This window comes from Paenibacillus sp. TY11 (assembly GCF_059772165.1).
In genome coordinates this window covers 19,446-35,591 of the sequence record NZ_JCBAIQ010000023.1, presented here as the reverse complement: position 1 = coordinate 35,591, position 16,146 = coordinate 19,446, and the positions used below count along the sequence as shown (strand labels likewise).

Annotated in this window: 12 protein-coding genes; all 12 read left to right on the top strand. The window is 48.6% G+C overall.

Translation table 11 applies throughout. The features are described from left to right. The first annotated feature begins 14 nt into the window (after nucleotides 1-14). The 12 genes from ccsA to AC6EJC_RS21830 all read left to right on the top strand — a co-directional run bounded on the left by ccsA (nucleotide 15) and on the right by AC6EJC_RS21830 (nucleotide 16,038). On the top strand, nucleotides 15-842 hold the full coding sequence (gene ccsA, locus AC6EJC_RS21885) for a cytochrome c biogenesis protein CcsA (RefSeq protein WP_061828817.1): 828 nt from the start codon (nucleotides 15-17) through the stop codon (nucleotides 840-842). A gap of 8 nt (nucleotides 843-850) precedes the next feature. After that, nucleotides 851-1,498, top strand: a complete 648-nt coding sequence (locus AC6EJC_RS21880; protein WP_103050159.1) for a precorrin-2 dehydrogenase/sirohydrochlorin ferrochelatase family protein — start codon at nucleotides 851-853, stop codon at nucleotides 1,496-1,498. Nucleotide 1,499: 1 nt separating this feature from the next. Further along, nucleotides 1,500-2,426, top strand: coding sequence for a hydroxymethylbilane synthase (gene hemC, locus AC6EJC_RS21875; RefSeq protein ID WP_103050160.1), 927 nt, complete (start codon nucleotides 1,500-1,502; stop codon nucleotides 2,424-2,426). A 4-nt stretch (nucleotides 2,427-2,430) separates the two neighbouring features. Further along, nucleotides 2,431-3,987, top strand: a complete 1,557-nt coding sequence (gene cobA / locus AC6EJC_RS21870) for a uroporphyrinogen-III C-methyltransferase (RefSeq protein ID WP_444955777.1) — start codon at nucleotides 2,431-2,433, stop codon at nucleotides 3,985-3,987. Nucleotides 3,988-4,032: 45 nt separating this feature from the next. Further along, nucleotides 4,033-5,031 carry a porphobilinogen synthase gene (gene hemB, locus AC6EJC_RS21865; RefSeq protein ID WP_444955776.1) on the top strand — a complete coding sequence of 333 codons (999 nt, stop codon included), beginning with the start codon at nucleotides 4,033-4,035 and terminating at the stop codon, nucleotides 5,029-5,031. Between the two features lie 30 nt (nucleotides 5,032-5,061). Next, entirely contained in the window at nucleotides 5,062-6,366 is a 1,305-nt protein-coding gene (gene hemL / locus AC6EJC_RS21860; RefSeq protein ID WP_444955775.1) for a glutamate-1-semialdehyde 2,1-aminomutase, read from the top strand. Further along, nucleotides 6,363-7,274 (top strand): RluA family pseudouridine synthase, encoded by a 912-nt coding sequence (locus AC6EJC_RS21855; RefSeq protein WP_444955774.1) that lies wholly within the window; start codon nucleotides 6,363-6,365, stop codon nucleotides 7,272-7,274. Before hemL ends, AC6EJC_RS21855 begins: the two co-directional genes overlap by 4 nt. 125 nt (nucleotides 7,275-7,399) lie before the next feature. After that, a complete protein-coding gene (locus AC6EJC_RS21850) occupies nucleotides 7,400-8,731 on the top strand; it encodes a LysM peptidoglycan-binding domain-containing protein (protein WP_444955773.1) in 1,332 nt (443 codons plus the stop codon). Between the two features lie 409 nt (nucleotides 8,732-9,140). Then, nucleotides 9,141-11,807, top strand: a complete 2,667-nt coding sequence (locus AC6EJC_RS21845; RefSeq protein WP_444955772.1) for a valine--tRNA ligase — start codon at nucleotides 9,141-9,143, stop codon at nucleotides 11,805-11,807. Nucleotides 11,808-11,843: 36 nt separating this feature from the next. Further along, nucleotides 11,844-13,220: a bifunctional folylpolyglutamate synthase/dihydrofolate synthase gene (locus tag AC6EJC_RS21840; RefSeq protein WP_444955771.1), complete on the top strand. Its 1,377-nt coding sequence runs from the start codon at nucleotides 11,844-11,846 to the stop codon at nucleotides 13,218-13,220. A 5-nt stretch (nucleotides 13,221-13,225) separates the two neighbouring features. Next, the gene (gene murC, locus AC6EJC_RS21835) at nucleotides 13,226-14,605 is read left to right on the top strand and encodes a UDP-N-acetylmuramate--L-alanine ligase (protein WP_444955809.1); all 1,380 of its coding nucleotides are present in this window, start codon (nucleotides 13,226-13,228) and stop codon (nucleotides 14,603-14,605) included. A 167-nt stretch (nucleotides 14,606-14,772) separates the two neighbouring features. Further along, a complete protein-coding gene (locus tag AC6EJC_RS21830; RefSeq protein ID WP_444955770.1) occupies nucleotides 14,773-16,038 on the top strand; it encodes an SPOR domain-containing protein in 1,266 nt (421 codons plus the stop codon). Nucleotides 16,039-16,146: the final 108 nt, after the last annotated feature.

Sequence of the window (16,146 nt, the reverse complement as noted above, 5' to 3'; positions counted from 1 at the left end):
GTGGGTGAACAGAAGTGGCTTCAGGCATGCTTATATATGATTCAATGATTTATGTTTTTGCCCTGAGCCTTCTGTTTGTATTCTCGGATGGGATTCGTCGCAATGCGAATGCTAAACGGACAGGTACAGGGCTTCTTGTTGTCGTTCTGGTGCTCCAGCTTGCTTATATGGGGATAAGAACCTGGAATGAAGGGCATCTTCCTATTTTCGTGACCTACGATTTTCTATTTCTGTTCTCAGTTATTTTGGTACTGATTTCTTTGATTCTGACACGTTATCAGCGATCCGAATTTGCGGTATTGTTGCTTAATATTATTAGTTTTGCAGTGCTAGTGCTCAACAATATATGGATGGAGCCTCTCGATAACCCGCTTGGAAATTGGCATACAGTGCATGGACTGCTCCTGATTCATATTGCGCTGGCTAATCTTGGTTTTGTAGCGATGACGGTAGCAGCTGTATTTTCGGGGTTATATCTGTTTTTGCATCGTAAATTGAAAGTAAAGAAATGGAATGACACGATCAGACGCCTGCCGAGTCTGGAAATGATGGACCGGTATACGCATATGGCGCTGTTGATTGGTACTCCTTTGTTGGGAGTCTCTATTGTAGTTGCCGTTATTTCTATTATTGCCGAGGAACGCTGGCGTCTCTTGCTAGATACCAAGGTGCTGATGACGGCGATTGCCTTGTGCGTGTATATTATATTTTTAGTGAGCAAAAGATTGAATCAGCGTTCAGGGCTTGTAATGGCAAAGTGGGCATTGGTGGGCTACACGCTATTGATTCTTAATTTTTTGCTGAATTCCTGGTCTGTATTTCATCAGTGGACGGGAGAGTGAAAAGCCTTTTGCAGCATTTTGTCCCGATTTCGTTGAATTGTAAGAATAAGATCTGTTGTGTTGTAGGTGGCGGTAGGATTGCGGAACGAAAGGTAAAGGGGATGATGGAAAGTGGGGCATTCATTACCGTCATTAGCCCGAATATAACGCCGGATTTACAGGTTCTGGCGGATCACAAGCAGCTCCACTGGGTAAATCGCGTATATCGCGAGGGTGACCTCCAGGGAGCCTTTCTTGTATATGCGGCGACGAACCAGAGAGAAGTGAATTATGAGGTTGCGCATGAGGCCAGACAAAGGGGTATACTGGTAAATGTGGCGGATCGATCGGAAGAGGGAGACTTTATAACGCCGGGAATCATTCGACGAGGGAGACTGACGATTAGTATTTCCACAGAAGGGGCTGGCCCTGCTGTGACCGCTGATATTACATCAGCTTTGGATACGTTGTTTGGTAGCGAATACGAGCCATATCTGGATTTCATGCACGATATGCGACAGATCATCAAACGTAAGATAAGTTCCCCGCAGCAAAGGACCAAACTACTGAGGCGCTTGGCGAGTAGTGGAATTTTGGATCAAATACGCCGTCATGAATTTATGGCTTGGACCGAAAAAGAAATAGACCTATGGATTGCGCAAAATCAGGAGGAATAACATGCGAACAATTGTGGTAGGCAGCAGACAGAGTGCGCTGGCGTTAACTCAGACCGGGCATGTCATTGAAGATTTGAACGCGCTGTGCGCGGAGTATGGAATGGATTTGCAATTTGTCGTGAAGAAAATCCTGACCAAGGGTGATCGAATATTGGATGTAACCTTGTCCAAAGTGGGTGGCAAAGGGCTTTTTGTCAAAGAAATTGAACAGGCCATGCTGGCTGGTGAGATTGATATGGCAGTACATAGTATGAAGGATATGCCTTCCGAATTGCCGGAAGGGCTTGTCAACGGCGCTGTGCCGCGCCGTGAGGACCCGCGTGATTGCCTGATCACATTGGGCGCCAAGAGTCTGGAGGATTTGCCTCAAGGGGCAAAGGTGGGCACGAGCAGCCTGCGCAGAGCCAGTCAAATCAAGTCCATGCGACCTGATCTACAATTGGAGCCTGTGCGTGGTAATATTGATTCCCGTCTGAAAAAGCTGGAGACGGAAGGTTTTGACGCTATCATTTTGGCGGCAGCAGGCTTGCATCGGATGGGCTGGAAAGAGCGAATTACGTCCTATATACCGGAAGAAGACTGTTTGCCGGCGGTTGGGCAGGGAGCGCTAGGTATTGAATGTCGTGCGAGCGATGAAGAGCTATTGGCCTTGCTGCGCCTTTACAACGACCGGGATACCTCGGCTACCGTTGCGGCAGAACGAACCTTTCTGGGCGTTTTAAATGGGGGGTGCCAAGTGCCGATCGGGGCTCATGCGGTATGGGCTGGTCAAGAAATCAGCCTCACGGGCATGGTAGGCTCGCCAGATGGCGAGGTTATTTTGAAGGAAACGCTCCAGGGAAATGATCCGCAAAAGCTGGGAGAAGCGGTGGCGGCCAGTTTGATAGCCAAAGGAGCGGAACAGATTCTGGCGCAGGTGAGGGGATGATAGCATGGCAGGAAAAGTATATTTGGTAGGTGCAGGACCCGGAGACGCAAGATTAATTACGGTCAAGGGTTGGGAATGCATTCAATTGGGCGATGTCATTGTGTACGACAGACTGGCAAGCCCGCGTCTCTTGGGATTAATGAAGCCAGGTGCCCAAAAAATCTATGTCGGCAAGTTGCCAGATCGTCACACTATGAAGCAAGAGGAAATTAATCAGCTGCTGGTGGATTTGGCTTTGGAAGGCAAAACAGTTGTTCGTCTTAAAGGGGGAGACCCCACTATATTTGGACGAGTCGGCGAGGAAGCTGGGCTACTGCGTAAACATGGTATTTCCTATGAAATTATACCCGGCATCACATCAGCAATCAGTGTGCCCGCCTATGCGGGCATTCCAGTCACACACCGGGATATGGCCTCATCGCTGTCTATCATTACAGGTCATGAAAGTCCCGATAAACTCGACAAAAGTATTCATTGGGATAAAGTGACGAACGCAACGGGCACACTGATCTTTATGATGGGTGTAGCAAAGATTGGCTATATCAGTGAACAGCTGATAAAACACGGCAAGCCGTCAAATACTCCTGTTGCCTTGATCCGTTGGGGGACCCGCGCCGAGCAGGATACGCTGGTGGGTACGCTGGCGGATATTGAAGCTAAGGTGAAGGCTGCGAATTTTCAACCTCCCGCCGTCATCGTTGTCGGAGAAGTGGTCAATCAACGTGAACAGTTAAAATGGGCTGAGGACATGCCTTTGTTTGGCAAGCGGATTTTGGTTACTCGCGCGCGTGCGCAGGCCAGCAGTCTGGTTCACCGGATTGAGGAGCTTGGCGGCGAGCCTTATGAATTTCCAGTTATTCAGACGGTCGCCCCTTCGGACGAGTCAACCAAACAGGAAATTAAAGAGGCATTTGCGCGACTTCCTGAATATGACTGGGTGTTTTTTACCAGCGTTAACGGAGTGGAATACTTTTTCACCCACTTAAAGGAACAGGGTAAGGACGTACGTGCGCTGTTCAAAGCGCGTATTGCCGCAGTCGGACCAGCTACAGCAGCCGCGCTTCGGACGCACGGAATTGAGGCAGAACAGATCGAAGGCCCTTTTCAGGCAGAGGGTTTGCTCGAAGGGTTTGAGCAGGATTTGCAAGCAGGGCAGAACGTATTTCTCCCAAGAGGTGATCTCGCTCGGGCATGGCTGCCAGAAAAGCTGAGGGAGATGGGACTTCATGTGACCGAGGCTGATTTGTATCAAACTGTGCTGGCGGCCAACACACAGGATGATGAGTTACTCAAGCTGCTTGAGGAGCGCGCCATTCACGCGATTACGTTTACCAGTTCATCGACCGTAACCTTTTTTCTGGAAGCGCTCAGGCAAATGGGGATCAATGATCCGCTGTCGCTGCTGGAGGGAGTTACGATCGCTGTGATTGGTCCCTTGACTGGTGAGACAGCTACCCAAGCCGGTTTGACCGTCAGTTTTATGTCAGAAAAGGCGACCATTGAAAGTCTGATCCAATCGTTATGTGACTGGAAACAATCAAGTACTGTTATGACATTATAATTATTATTTTTACTAATGAATGTATAAAAATGGAGGTTTGTAATCATGAGTATTCCTTTTACCAGACATCGTCGTTTGCGCCAGTCGGCTGCAATCCGCAGTATGGTGCGTGAGACGGTATTGAATCCTGCTGATTTTATCCAACCGATCTACGTAACATTTGGCACTGGGGTGAAACAGGAAATAAGCTCTATGCCAGGTGTATACCGTTTTTCTCTGGATCGGCTGGAGGAAGAACTGAAAGAAATTAGTGAGCTTGGCATTCCCGCCGTGCTCCTGTTTGGCATACCCGAAACAAAAGACAGTTTGGGGACTTCGGCTTTTGTGGACGATGGTATTGTTCAGGAAGCTACTCGTCTGATCAAGTCACGTTATCCCGAACTGCTGGTTGTGGCTGACACTTGTTTGTGCGAGTTTACGGACCATGGACACTGCGGTATGGTGCACATGCATGAGCATGATGGTGAGGTATGCGGTGAAGTATTGAATGATGAATCTCTGGAGGTGCTGGTACGTACAGCCGTTTCTCAGGCCAGAGCTGGTGCGGATATTATCGCGCCATCTAATATGATGGACGGTTTTGTACAGGCGATTCGGCAGGGATTGGATCTGGAAGGCTTCTCACATATTCCGATCATGTCGTATTCCGTCAAATACGCGTCTGCTTTTTACGGCCCTTTCCGGGAAGCCGCAGATTCTGCGCCGCAGTTTGGTGACCGCAAATCCTATCAGATGGACCCTGCTAATGCACGTGAAGCGTTGAGAGAAGCAGAATCTGATGTACTGGAGGGTGCCGATATGCTGATGGTGAAGCCTTCTCTTTCTTACTTGGACGTGATGCGTACGATTAAGGATCAATTTGATCTGCCTATGGTGGCTTACAACGTCAGTGGTGAATATGCCATGGTCAAGGCAGCAGCCCTTCAAGGATGGATTGATGAAAAAGCGATGGTGCTGGAGATTTTGACAAGCATGAAGCGTGCGGGTGCAGATATGATTATTACCTATTCCGCCAAGGATGCGGCAAGATGGTTGAAGCAATAAGTGTATTTTCAGAAGACAGGAGTGGTCAGAATGATCGACGAACAACGAACAGTGCGTAAGGATACGCGCTCCAAAGCAGCCTTTGGTGAGGCAAAACAATATATTCCGGGTGGCGTAAACAGTCCGGTTCGGGCTTTTAAAGCTGTTGGGATTACACCTGTATATATCGACCGTGGTGAAGGATCGCGCGTATATGATATTGATGGTCAATCCTATATAGACTATGTATGTTCATGGGGCCCGCTCATTATGGGTCATGCACATCCTGAAGTTGTTAAAGCTTTACAGACTGCTGTGGTAAAAGGGACCAGCTTCGGCGCACCAACATTGGCGGAAACTGAAATGGCCAAGCTCGTATGTGAACGCGTTCCTTCCATGGATATTGTTCGTATGGTTAACTCGGGAACCGAGGCGACAATGAGCGCGATTCGACTCGCACGCGGATTTACGAGTCGTAGCAAAATCCTTAAATTTGAGGGATCTTATCACGGTCATGCGGACAGCTTGCTGATTAAAGCTGGTTCTGGTGTTGCTACACTGGGTCTGCCCGATAGTCCAGGCGTACCCGAAGGCGTGGCCACACATACGATCACCGTCCCTTACAATGATTTGGCTTCGGTGAAGTTGGCTTTTGAAAAATTTGGCGAGGAAATTGCCGCAATTATTGTCGAGCCAGTAGCAGGAAATATGGGAGTCGTGCCGCCACAGCCTGGATTTTTGGAAGGGCTGCGTGAGGTGACCCGGCAGTATGGAAGTCTGCTGATTTTTGATGAAGTGATGACTGGATTCCGGGTTGGACTTCATTCGGCTCAAGGACGCTTTGGTGTGACGCCGGATCTTACGTGTCTGGGCAAAGTCATTGGTGGTGGACTGCCTGTAGGTGCTTACGGCGGACGTCGCGATATTTTGGAGCAAATTGCTCCATCGGGGCCAATCTATCAAGCGGGTACGCTTAGCGGAAATCCGCTGGCTATGGCAGCAGGTTACTCGACACTTAAATTGCTGACACCAGAAGTATATGATCGGCTGGAAGAGCGGGCAGCACGGCTTCAGGCCGGATTCGAACGTAATGCGAGCGAGCTGGGTATCCCTGTCTCGATTAATCGCGTGGGTTCCATGGTTTGTCCATTTTTTACAGAAGAAAAGGTTGTCAATTTTGATACAGCTAAAACGAGTAATCAGGACCACTTCCGCCGTTACTTTACTGAAATGGTGAATGAGGGAGTCAGTGTGGCGCCGTCTCAATTTGAGGGCATGTTTGTATCGGGCGTACATACGGTGGAGGATATCGATGCCACCATTGAGGCGAACTATCGCGCGCTCAAACGTCTATGAGCTGGCAAGGTGGCTGGAAAAGAAGGGGGCCATGGCTGGAAATCACACCGGGACGGGAAATCACAGATGATGAAAATTGCGCTGATGCTGTAGATCAGTGGTTGCTGAACCGTTTGGAATTACCGGAAAAGCTGTGGCGCAAACTACGTCATGAAAAAGAGATTGAACTTACAGGGGACCGGCTACGGCTGGCCCTTTTTCCTGTAATGAACCTTGGTATCACCCCACGTTGGTATGATTTGAAGGTACTGTATGAGGATGATTTTTGCCTGGTTGTGCACAAACCAGCAGGTATGGCAGTACATCCGGACGGCGCTGTACAGGATGGCCCGCTGACGTTGGATCATGCTGTCGCATCCTACTATGAGATGAATGGCATTCATGCGGCGGTACGGCATGTGCATCGTTTGGATGTGGATACGACGGGCCCGGTGCTATATGCCAAAAATGAATTTGCCTTGCTCAAGCTGGACGAGCAGATGAGGGCTAAGGACATCGGCCGCCGTTATGTAGCTTTGGTGCGAGGGAAAGTGCCTTCATCGCTGCGGACGTTGGATTGGCCGATTGGCAAGGACAGGCATCACAAGCAGCGTCGTCGTGTATCTCCGACCGGGCAGAAGGCGGTTACTCATGTGGAACTTGGGGAAGTATGGGGGAGCGGTCCAAATGCGATAAGTCTCGTATATCTGACGCTGGAGACAGGCCGGACGCACCAGATCCGCGTACATCTTAGTCATGCTGGCTATCCGTTGCTCGGGGATGTGTTATACGGGGGCCGGGCTACTGATTTTGGCAGGCAAGCGCTGCACGGAGAGCGTCTTACCTTCAGCCATCCGCTGAGCGGCGAAACGATTACCGTGGAGGATGCTTGGCCGGATGATTTTCAAAAGCTGCACAAACAGCTATAAAAGATGGCATGCCTTCTATTTTGGCGCATATACTTGAACCTAGAAACGGTTTGCAATATGGAGTTTCCGTGCGTCTGACAGGTGTCAGGGGATGTGCGGAGACTGCCCAAAGGAGGATGCCATCCTTGAACAAACAACAGAATGATCAGCCGCAAGGCTTGCGTTTTGATATTTATGAACGCATTCATTTGACGGAGGAAGCTGCCGGGATTGCTGAGTTGGAGGAAATTGAGCTTCTGCCACGCATTCAGGTTGTAACCCACGGCGACCATGCCGCTTTGCGAGGGCATTTGCTGCTGGAGGGCGTGTACCGCACACCTGAACAGATCACGAGTGAGCTTCATCATTTGATCCCTGTGGAAATTACCATTCCGCTGAACCGGGTAGGGAGATTGGAAGATATCTCCGTCGAGATTGAAAATTTTGATGTGGACCTGCTTTCTTTACGCAGTCTAAACATTACAGGCGTTCTTTCTTTGCATGGGGTGGAAAGCTCGCACGCGGAGGAGACGGCGGTTTGGCTGGATGAGGAGTTTACCGTGGTGCATGCGCCTGAGCATCCGGCTCAATCCGTTTCCGCCGATGGAGAGCATCGCCAGGAAGAGGCCTATTCTACCCAAGACTTGACATCCGATCACATTACAGACCCTGAACTTTCCTACAAAGTGCCAGCACAACAGGAGTACGTTTCCTGGGAGCAGTCGTCAGAGGAACATGGGGAACAGAAGTCATCATCGGAACAGCAAGCTTATGAGCCGGCAGTAGACCCGAACCGATTCTATGAGCCTTGGACGGGCAAAGCAGTTGAAGACAGCTCTCCCGAGGTCAAGCATGAGCATGAGTCACCGGAAGTGTGGGGATTTCAGCAAGAGGAAGCATGGACGGGGGGGAATGAGCCCAAAGTATCTTCCGCATCTCCCAATGTAGCATATGACCCTTTACTGTCTGAACCGCATCCTTCCACAGAGTCGGAAGTCTATCTGGAGCCACAGTTGGAAGCGAGTCAGGTAGATGGCTTCGACTTCAGGCCTGAAGCGTCAGAGCAGGTGAATCACGAGGTTCATGACACCTTTACTGAGGATAAGCCAGAGATGCGCGTGGCGCTTAACAGTAAAAAGGATGAAGGAGCAGACGAGCCGGACCCGGTTGTCTACTCATCATTGCTCCAATCCAGCCGTTCGGTGAAGGAAGCGGAATACCAGCAGCAGTTGGAACATGAGCCGCAGGATCAGAATCAGAAAGCCGAAGAAGAGCGTGAGGATGCCAAGTGGAAAAACCTATTTTTCCATACACAGGATGAAACGCCTTTCCGCAAGGTGCGGTTATGCATTGTACAGCGTGAGGATACACTGGAAACCATAGCTGACCGTTATCAGCTCAGCACACGAGAGCTTCAACTGTATAACAGATTGGCGGAGCATCATGTGGAAGAAGGGCAGGTATTGTATATCCCTTGATCCGGTCGCTGAAAAATGCACGGCGGGTGTTGACTATAGTCAATGGGAAATGTATGATGTGGTATAGTTATTGAAAGACTGAGATCGGGAAGAGTAGGCAGCAAGCCCTTCAGAGAGTGGAATTGCAGCGCTGTGAGGTTCCGCAGGAAGCTACTGGCCGAAGTCACCCGGGAGTCGCCTGTTTGAACAGTTCCTCATTTAATTCCTACGGAAGGTAAGAGGTTCACGGTAGAATAAGGCCGGTCCGCAACCGTTATCTGCATAAAGTGTCACACCATGTGTAATGGATCAGTGGATACATACACGAGGGGTGAAACAAAGGTGGTACCGCGAGAGAACAGCCTTTCGTCCTTTGAGGATGAAGGGCTTTTTTTATTTGCCAATTGAAAAATCATGGAGGTATCCTGATATGTCAGAACAAGACAACAAGACAACCTTGGAAATGCCAACAACGTACGATCCAAAATCAGCAGAACAAAAATGGTACAAAACGTGGATGGAGAAGGGCTATTTCCGCGCTGGGCAACATCCGGAGGCAGAGCCTTTTACAATTGTTATTCCACCACCGAACGTTACGGGTATGTTGCATATTGGACATGCTCTAGATTTTACTTTGCAGGATATTATTATCCGCGCCAAGCGGATGCAGGGTTATGATGCCTTGTGGCTGCCAGGAGCAGACCATGCGGGTATTGCTACCCAAACAAAGGTAGAGCAGAAGCTGCGTGAAGAAGGCCTGACACGTTATGATTTGGGCCGTGAGAAGTTTTTGGAGAAAGTGTGGGAATGGAAGGATCTTTATCTGGATAACATCCATAATCAGTGGGAGAAAATGGGTTTTTCTCTCGATTATTCTCGCGAGCGTTTTACGCTGGATGAGGGACTTTCCCAAGCGGTACGCGAAGTATTCGTTAAACTGTACAAGAAGGGCCTGATTTATCGCGGTAAACGCATCATTAACTGGGACCCTGCTGCACGTACTGCATTGTCGGACATTGAGGTGGAATACAAAGAGGTGAACGGAAATCTGTATCACCTGCAATATCCACTGAAAGACGGTAGCGGATTTATTACAGTAGCCACTACACGTCCTGAGACGATGCTGGGCGATACAGCTGTAGCTGTACATCCAGAAGATGAACGCTACAAGCAAATGATTGGCAAAACGCTTGTGCTTCCAATCATCGGTCGGGAAATTCCGGTTATTGCGGATGACTACGTGGATAAAGATTTCGGTAGCGGCGCGGTTAAAATTACACCGGCTCACGACCCGAATGACTTTGAAATGGGACAACGTCACCAGTTGCCACAAATTACGGTGATGGACGAAACGGGAACGATGAATGCCGAAGCAGGCAAATATCAGGGTCTTGATCGCAGCGATTGCCGTAAGCAAATCGTCGCTGATCTGAAAGAGCAGGGCGTACTGATTCGTATTGAAGAGCACGTACACCAAGTAGGCCACAGTGAGCGTACAGGTGTAGTTGTAGAACCTTATCTGTCTACACAATGGTTTGTGGAAATGAAGCCTCTGGCAGCTAAAGCGATTGAAGTGCAGAAGGCTGGTAACGGTGTAAACTTTGTACCGGATCGCTTTGAACGTACTTATCTGCATTGGATTGAAAATGTGCGTGACTGGTGTATTTCCCGTCAATTATGGTGGGGACACCGTATTCCGGCTTGGTACGATGAGGAAACCGGAGAAGTTATTGTATCGGCAGAAGACCCTACAACTTTGCCTGAATACGCCGGCAGAAAGCTAAAACAGGATGAGGATGTGCTGGATACTTGGTTCAGCTCGGCTTTGTGGCCGTTTTCGACACTGGGTTGGCCTGAGCAGACAGAGGACCTCAAACGCTACTATCCGACTAATGTCCTGGTTACAGGCTATGACATTATTTATTTCTGGGTATCGCGTATGATTTTTACCGCACTGGAGTTTACGGAAGAGATTCCGTTCAAGGACGTACTTATGCACGGTTTGGTTCGTGATGCGGACGGTAGAAAAATGTCCAAATCCCTCGGCAACGGTGTTGATCCGCTTGACGTGATCGACCAATATGGTACCGATGCCATGCGTTATATGATTTCCACCAGTAGCACGCCGGGACAAGACCTTCGTTTCCGCTGGGAGCGAGTGGAGCAGGCCCGTAACTTTGCCAATAAAATCTGGAATGCGTCACGCTTTGCGCTGATGAATCTGGAAGGCGTTACTGCGGCAGATATAGACATTACCGGTGATTTGAGCACCGCTGATCGTTGGATTCTGCATCGCCTAAACGAAACTTCACGCGACATCACGCGTCTAATAGATGCTTATGAATTTGGCGAGACAGGCCGCCTTCTGTACAACTTTATTTGGGATGATTTGTGCGACTGGTACATTGAGTTTGCGAAGCTTTCCCTATATGGCGACAATGCAGAGGCGAAAAAGAAAACACAGTCCGTACTTGCATATGTATTGGATCGGACACTGCGCATGATTCATCCGTTCATGCCGTTTATCTCCGAGGAAATATGGCAGCATCTTCCGCATGAAGGCGAAACGATTACACTGGCGGCTTGGCCTGTTTATGATCCTGCTTTCGAGGATAAGGATGCGGTCGCAGAAATGAATTTGCTGATCGACGTGATTCGCGCTGTGCGTAATATCCGCGCTGAAGTCAACGTACCGATGAGTAAAAAAATTGAATTGCTCATAAAACCCGGCGATCAAGCCGTTCTCGATATCATTAACCGTAATGGGGAATATGTACGCCGATTCTGTAATACGTCTGAATTCGACGCGGGATTAGAGTTCACCGTTCCAGATAAAGCCATGACATCTATAGTTAGCGGTGCAGAGCTATACCTGCCGTTAGCCGGACTTCTTGATATTGCCCAGGAAATTAGCAGACTGGAAAAAGAACTTCAGCATTTGAACAGTGAAGTGGAGCGCGTGGAGAAAAAGCTCTCCAACCAAGGCTTCGTGGCGAAGGCACCAGCTAAAGTCATCGAGGAAGAGAAGGCCAAGCAAGCCGATTACTCAGATAAGCGCGCTAAAGTTATCGCACGTATTGAAGAACTCAAGGGATAATTTCACTCACAATAAAATGACCTGAAGGTGAAGAGGATGTCAGATACGATCAGGGGCGGCGACGCGGCTCCTTTACAAAGTTATGATGAAGCAGTGGAATGGATTAACGGCTTGATTCCGTTTGGTATCAGACCCGGATTGGAACGAATTGAACAGCTAATGAGAATGTTGGGTGATCCGCAACGACATCTGAAATTTGTGCATATTGCGGGGACTAACGGTAAGGGCTCAACCTGTGCCTTCCTGACCTCTGTGCTACTGAAATGTGGTTACGATGTCGGAACTTTTACGTCTCCATACATCACCCGATTTACGAACCGTTTTCAATTCAATGGGACCGATATTCCCGATGAAACGCTGGTTTTGCTTGCCAATCGCTTGTATCCGTTGGTGAAAGAAATCGCAGACAGTGAATTGGGATCACCTACGATGTTTGAGGTATCGACAGCATTGGCTATTTTATACTATGCTACGGTAGCTTTTCCAGATGTTGTGGTATGGGAGACAGGTCTCGGGGGAAGGATGGATGTAACTAATATCGTGAGTCCAATCGTCTCGATCATTACGAATGTCGGCTATGACCATACAGATATTTTGGGAGATACGCTCGAACAGATTGCAAGGGAAAAGGCCGGTATCATCAAGCCGGGTGTACCTGTCGTCAGTTGTGTTTCCCAGCCCGAAGCTATTCAGGTCATACGTGAAACGGCGGCAAAGCAAGGGGCTACCTTGTACCTGGCAGGAGAACAATTTACGTATGAACGGCTAAACGGGGATGAAACAGGTCAGACCTTTTCATTCGCGGGACCCTTCCGACATATGGAAATCGACATCACGTTGTTAGGCGAGCACCAATGTTCTAATGCGGCAGGGGCTATGATGGCACTTGAAGTTCTACGTCAGTATATGGCTTTTGTGTTAGATGATGCCGAACTGCTGGAGGGCTTTAGGCAAGCTGCCTGGGCAGGGCGTCTCGAACAGGTCAGTATCTCGCCGAGAATTGTCCTTGATGGGGCTCATAATCCAGAAGGGGCACAGACGCTGGCCAAGAGTCTTCCTCAACTATATTCGTACAAAAAAATGGTTTTAATGATGGGGATGCTGTCAAACAAGCATCATGAAGCATACTTGCAGCATATACTGCCACTAGTGGATACGCTTATCCTGACCGAGCCCGATTTTCGCCGCAAAATGAATGCCGCTGAATTGGCTCATCTCGTGGAGAAGCTGCGGCCGTCTTATGCCAAAACGGATTTAAAAATTATTGTAGAAGGTGACTGGAAAAAGGCACTCAGTCTGCTTCAGTCACATACGGAAGCGGAAGATCTGGGGGTGGTGTCCGGCACGCTGTACCTTATTGCAGATGTACGGGCTACCCTTATGTATCAAACCGATTCGGAAAAAGGTTGGTGAAATTGTTGATTACTTCGGAACATGTTCATTTTATCGGTATCGGCGGCTACGGGATGAGCGCAATTGCTCGGGTCATGCTGGAGATGGGGTATACGGTGACTGGCTCAGATGTAGCATCTCAAGAGCTGACAGAAAAACTGGCGGCAAAAGGCGCAAAAATATATATTGGACACACGCCTGAACATATTGCAGGCGCGGATATCGTCGTCTATTCAACAGCATTGTCACGTGACAATGTGGAGCGGGTAGCAGCGGAAGAATTGAATATTCCAACTCTGCACCGTTCGCAGATGTTGGCTCGCTTGCTTAACGAACGTAAGGGAGTAGCTGTTGCAGGAGCGCACGGTAAAACGACAACCTCCTCAATGATCGCTCTGGTTATGGAGAGATGCAATGTTGATCCAACGTACATTATTGGCGGCGAAATCACGAATTTGGGGACGAACGCCAAAGCAGGTAAAAGCGAGTTTGTCGTTGCCGAGGCGGATGAGAGCGATGGTTCTTTTCTGCAATATCATCCTTGGCAAGGTATCGTAACCAATATTGAAGCGGATCATTTGGAAAATTATGATGGCGACTTTAATCGTCTGAAAAGTGCTTACGTGCAGTTTTTGAGTCAAATTCGGCCGGATGGAGCAGCAATTGTATGCGCAGATGATCAGAACATCCGAGAGATGCTACCTCAGCTCCAAACTCGGGTCATTACTTACGGAGTGGAGCATGAAGCGGATTATATGGCGACAGATATCCAATTAGGTGACCGTCGTTTAAGCTTTACTATGAGCCGTAAGGGAACAGCACTCGGAACGATTGAATTATCTGTACCGGGTAAACATAACATGTATAATGCGATGGCTACTGTGATTTCATGTTTGGAAGCAGGGATTCCATTCGATCAAATCGCTGCGACAATTGTGGAATTTCACGGAGCGAAACGTCGTTTTCAGGTGCTAGGTGAAAGCAATGACATTCTGATTATTGATGACTATGCGCATCACCCAACAGAGATTGAGGCTACGATTAGCGCAGCGAGAGCGACTGGCAAGCGTATTATTGCTGTGTTCCAGCCGCAACGCTACAGCCGCACCTTTTTCCTGCTGGACGCGTTCAGCCGCGCGTTTAGCGAGGCTAATGAAGTCATAATTACCGATATTTATTCACCAGCGGGAGAAAAGCAGATTGAAGGCGTGCATTCTTCCAAGCTCGTGGATTTAATCGTCCAAAACAGTAATGCTAATGCAATCTATTTACCGACCAAAGAAGCCGTGATCGAGGAGTTAAAAGATCGGCTACAGCCGGGTGATCTTGTGCTGACGATGGGAGCGGGAGATATCTGGAAAGCAGGCGATGCGTTAGCACGCCATCTTCGCGGACAGCAAGTGTAATACGTATAAAAATGAGCTGTTACACCAATGAATTACATTTATTCAAGGGTATTCCGAACACGAATGTGTTTCGGGATACCCTTTTTTTGTAATGCTGGGGCATATATTCTTAGCTTGACTCATACAACAGACTATGAGGAAGTATGGGACAAGGAGGGAGTGCATCCATGAACAAGACCAAGATGACATTCCGGTTCGACCAACAGTTGCCGGAGACAAGCCGGGAGGATAAGCTACAGGTGCTTCCGTACAAAAACGAGTCGATTACGAACGAACAGCGTGAAACGATTAGAGATAAGGGGTTATATCAAAAAGATAAGCGTCATCAAGCTGATAACCCGCAAAAAGGAACGGAACGGATTAGAGGAATGAAGAAAAATACTGTAACTACGCAAGAAGCAGAGCTCAATGAGCCTGAGGATCTGAATAAACGCATTTCAAGTCGGCGCTTTGCTCCGACATTAAGAGTACAAGAGGGATGGGATGACCCCTTTGGCCGTTCGGCGGCTTCTTGGTCAGATGCGGACGTTCTACCAGATAGCTTAGAAGAGAATGAGGAAGCTTATCATTCTGGCCAAGAGTACAGAAAACGTCCGCCTCACCCTTCTAGATGGAAACTGGTTGGCTCTGTAGCCAGCGCACTGGTGACCGGGGGTATGTTTGGATATATTATGTTATTACTGTTTAACGGAGGAGGCATGGTCCCGGGAGCAGATCCTTCAGTAGAGGAGGCTGTACCGGTCTTTAGAGAATCTGTTGGTGTGGATGCAATATCTGCAAAAGAGAATTCTGTCCCTGTCACTGTCATAGAGGCTCAGGTACCTCCACAAACCTACTATTTGCTGCAATATGGGGTTTTCAGCACTCCAGAACGGGCCTTACAAGCAAAAGAAGAACTGTTGAAGGCAGGCATTGCAGCAGGAGAGGATACCGAGGACCAAAACCGGGTATATGCAGGAATATCACCGGATAGGGAGCAAGCCAAGTTGCTCAGCAATCAGTTGAAAACACAAGGAGTCGAATTGTATGTTCGTGAGCTTGAATTGCCTGGATTCGAAAAAGCGGCTTACGGAGGCGAAGGTGATAAACTCACTAGCTTTTTTCAGTTAAGCAGTTCATTGGTGGGTAAGTTGAGCGGACTTTCCTCAACCTTGCTCAGAGAAGGAGGTCCGAATACGGTCCCAGCCTCCGACATGAAGGAGCTGAACGACCTGCATCAGCAGTGGACACAAAATATCACTGCACTTCCTACCGGTCTTCCGAAGGAAGCGGTTGCCTCCGCAACCTCACTTGAAAAGGCGATGAACAGCGCGGTCTCTGCACTTGGGGAATATAATAAGAATACGGCCAAGGAACACATTTGGGAGATTCAGTCCTCCATGATGGAATATGTTTTGCGTGAGAAGGAATTTATCCAATTCATAAAACAATAGGCTAACCATATTTTCCGGCAAGGAACTGGAAATAGTTCCCCATGCCGGATTTCTGTTTGTATTGCAGTACAAATCACCGTATAATAATGAAGGTGTCAAAAAATGGCG

Excerpts from the sequence above, each read along its gene's own strand:
- hemC (WP_103050160.1), top strand. The coding sequence starts at position 1,500 with ATGCGAACAATTGTGGTAGGCAGCAGACAGAGTGCGCTGGCGTTAACT.
- cobA (WP_444955777.1), top strand. The coding sequence starts at position 2,431 with ATGGCAGGAAAAGTATATTTGGTAGGTGCAGGACCCGGAGACGCAAGA.
- hemB (WP_444955776.1), top strand. The coding sequence starts at position 4,033 with ATGAGTATTCCTTTTACCAGACATCGTCGTTTGCGCCAGTCGGCTGCA.
- hemL (WP_444955775.1), top strand. The coding sequence starts at position 5,062 with ATGATCGACGAACAACGAACAGTGCGTAAGGATACGCGCTCCAAAGCA.
- AC6EJC_RS21855 (WP_444955774.1), top strand. The coding sequence starts at position 6,363 with ATGAGCTGGCAAGGTGGCTGGAAAAGAAGGGGGCCATGGCTGGAAATC.
- AC6EJC_RS21845 (WP_444955772.1), top strand. The coding sequence starts at position 9,141 with ATGTCAGAACAAGACAACAAGACAACCTTGGAAATGCCAACAACGTAC.
- AC6EJC_RS21840 (WP_444955771.1), top strand. The coding sequence starts at position 11,844 with ATGTCAGATACGATCAGGGGCGGCGACGCGGCTCCTTTACAAAGTTAT.
- AC6EJC_RS21830 (WP_444955770.1), top strand. The coding sequence starts at position 14,773 with ATGAACAAGACCAAGATGACATTCCGGTTCGACCAACAGTTGCCGGAG.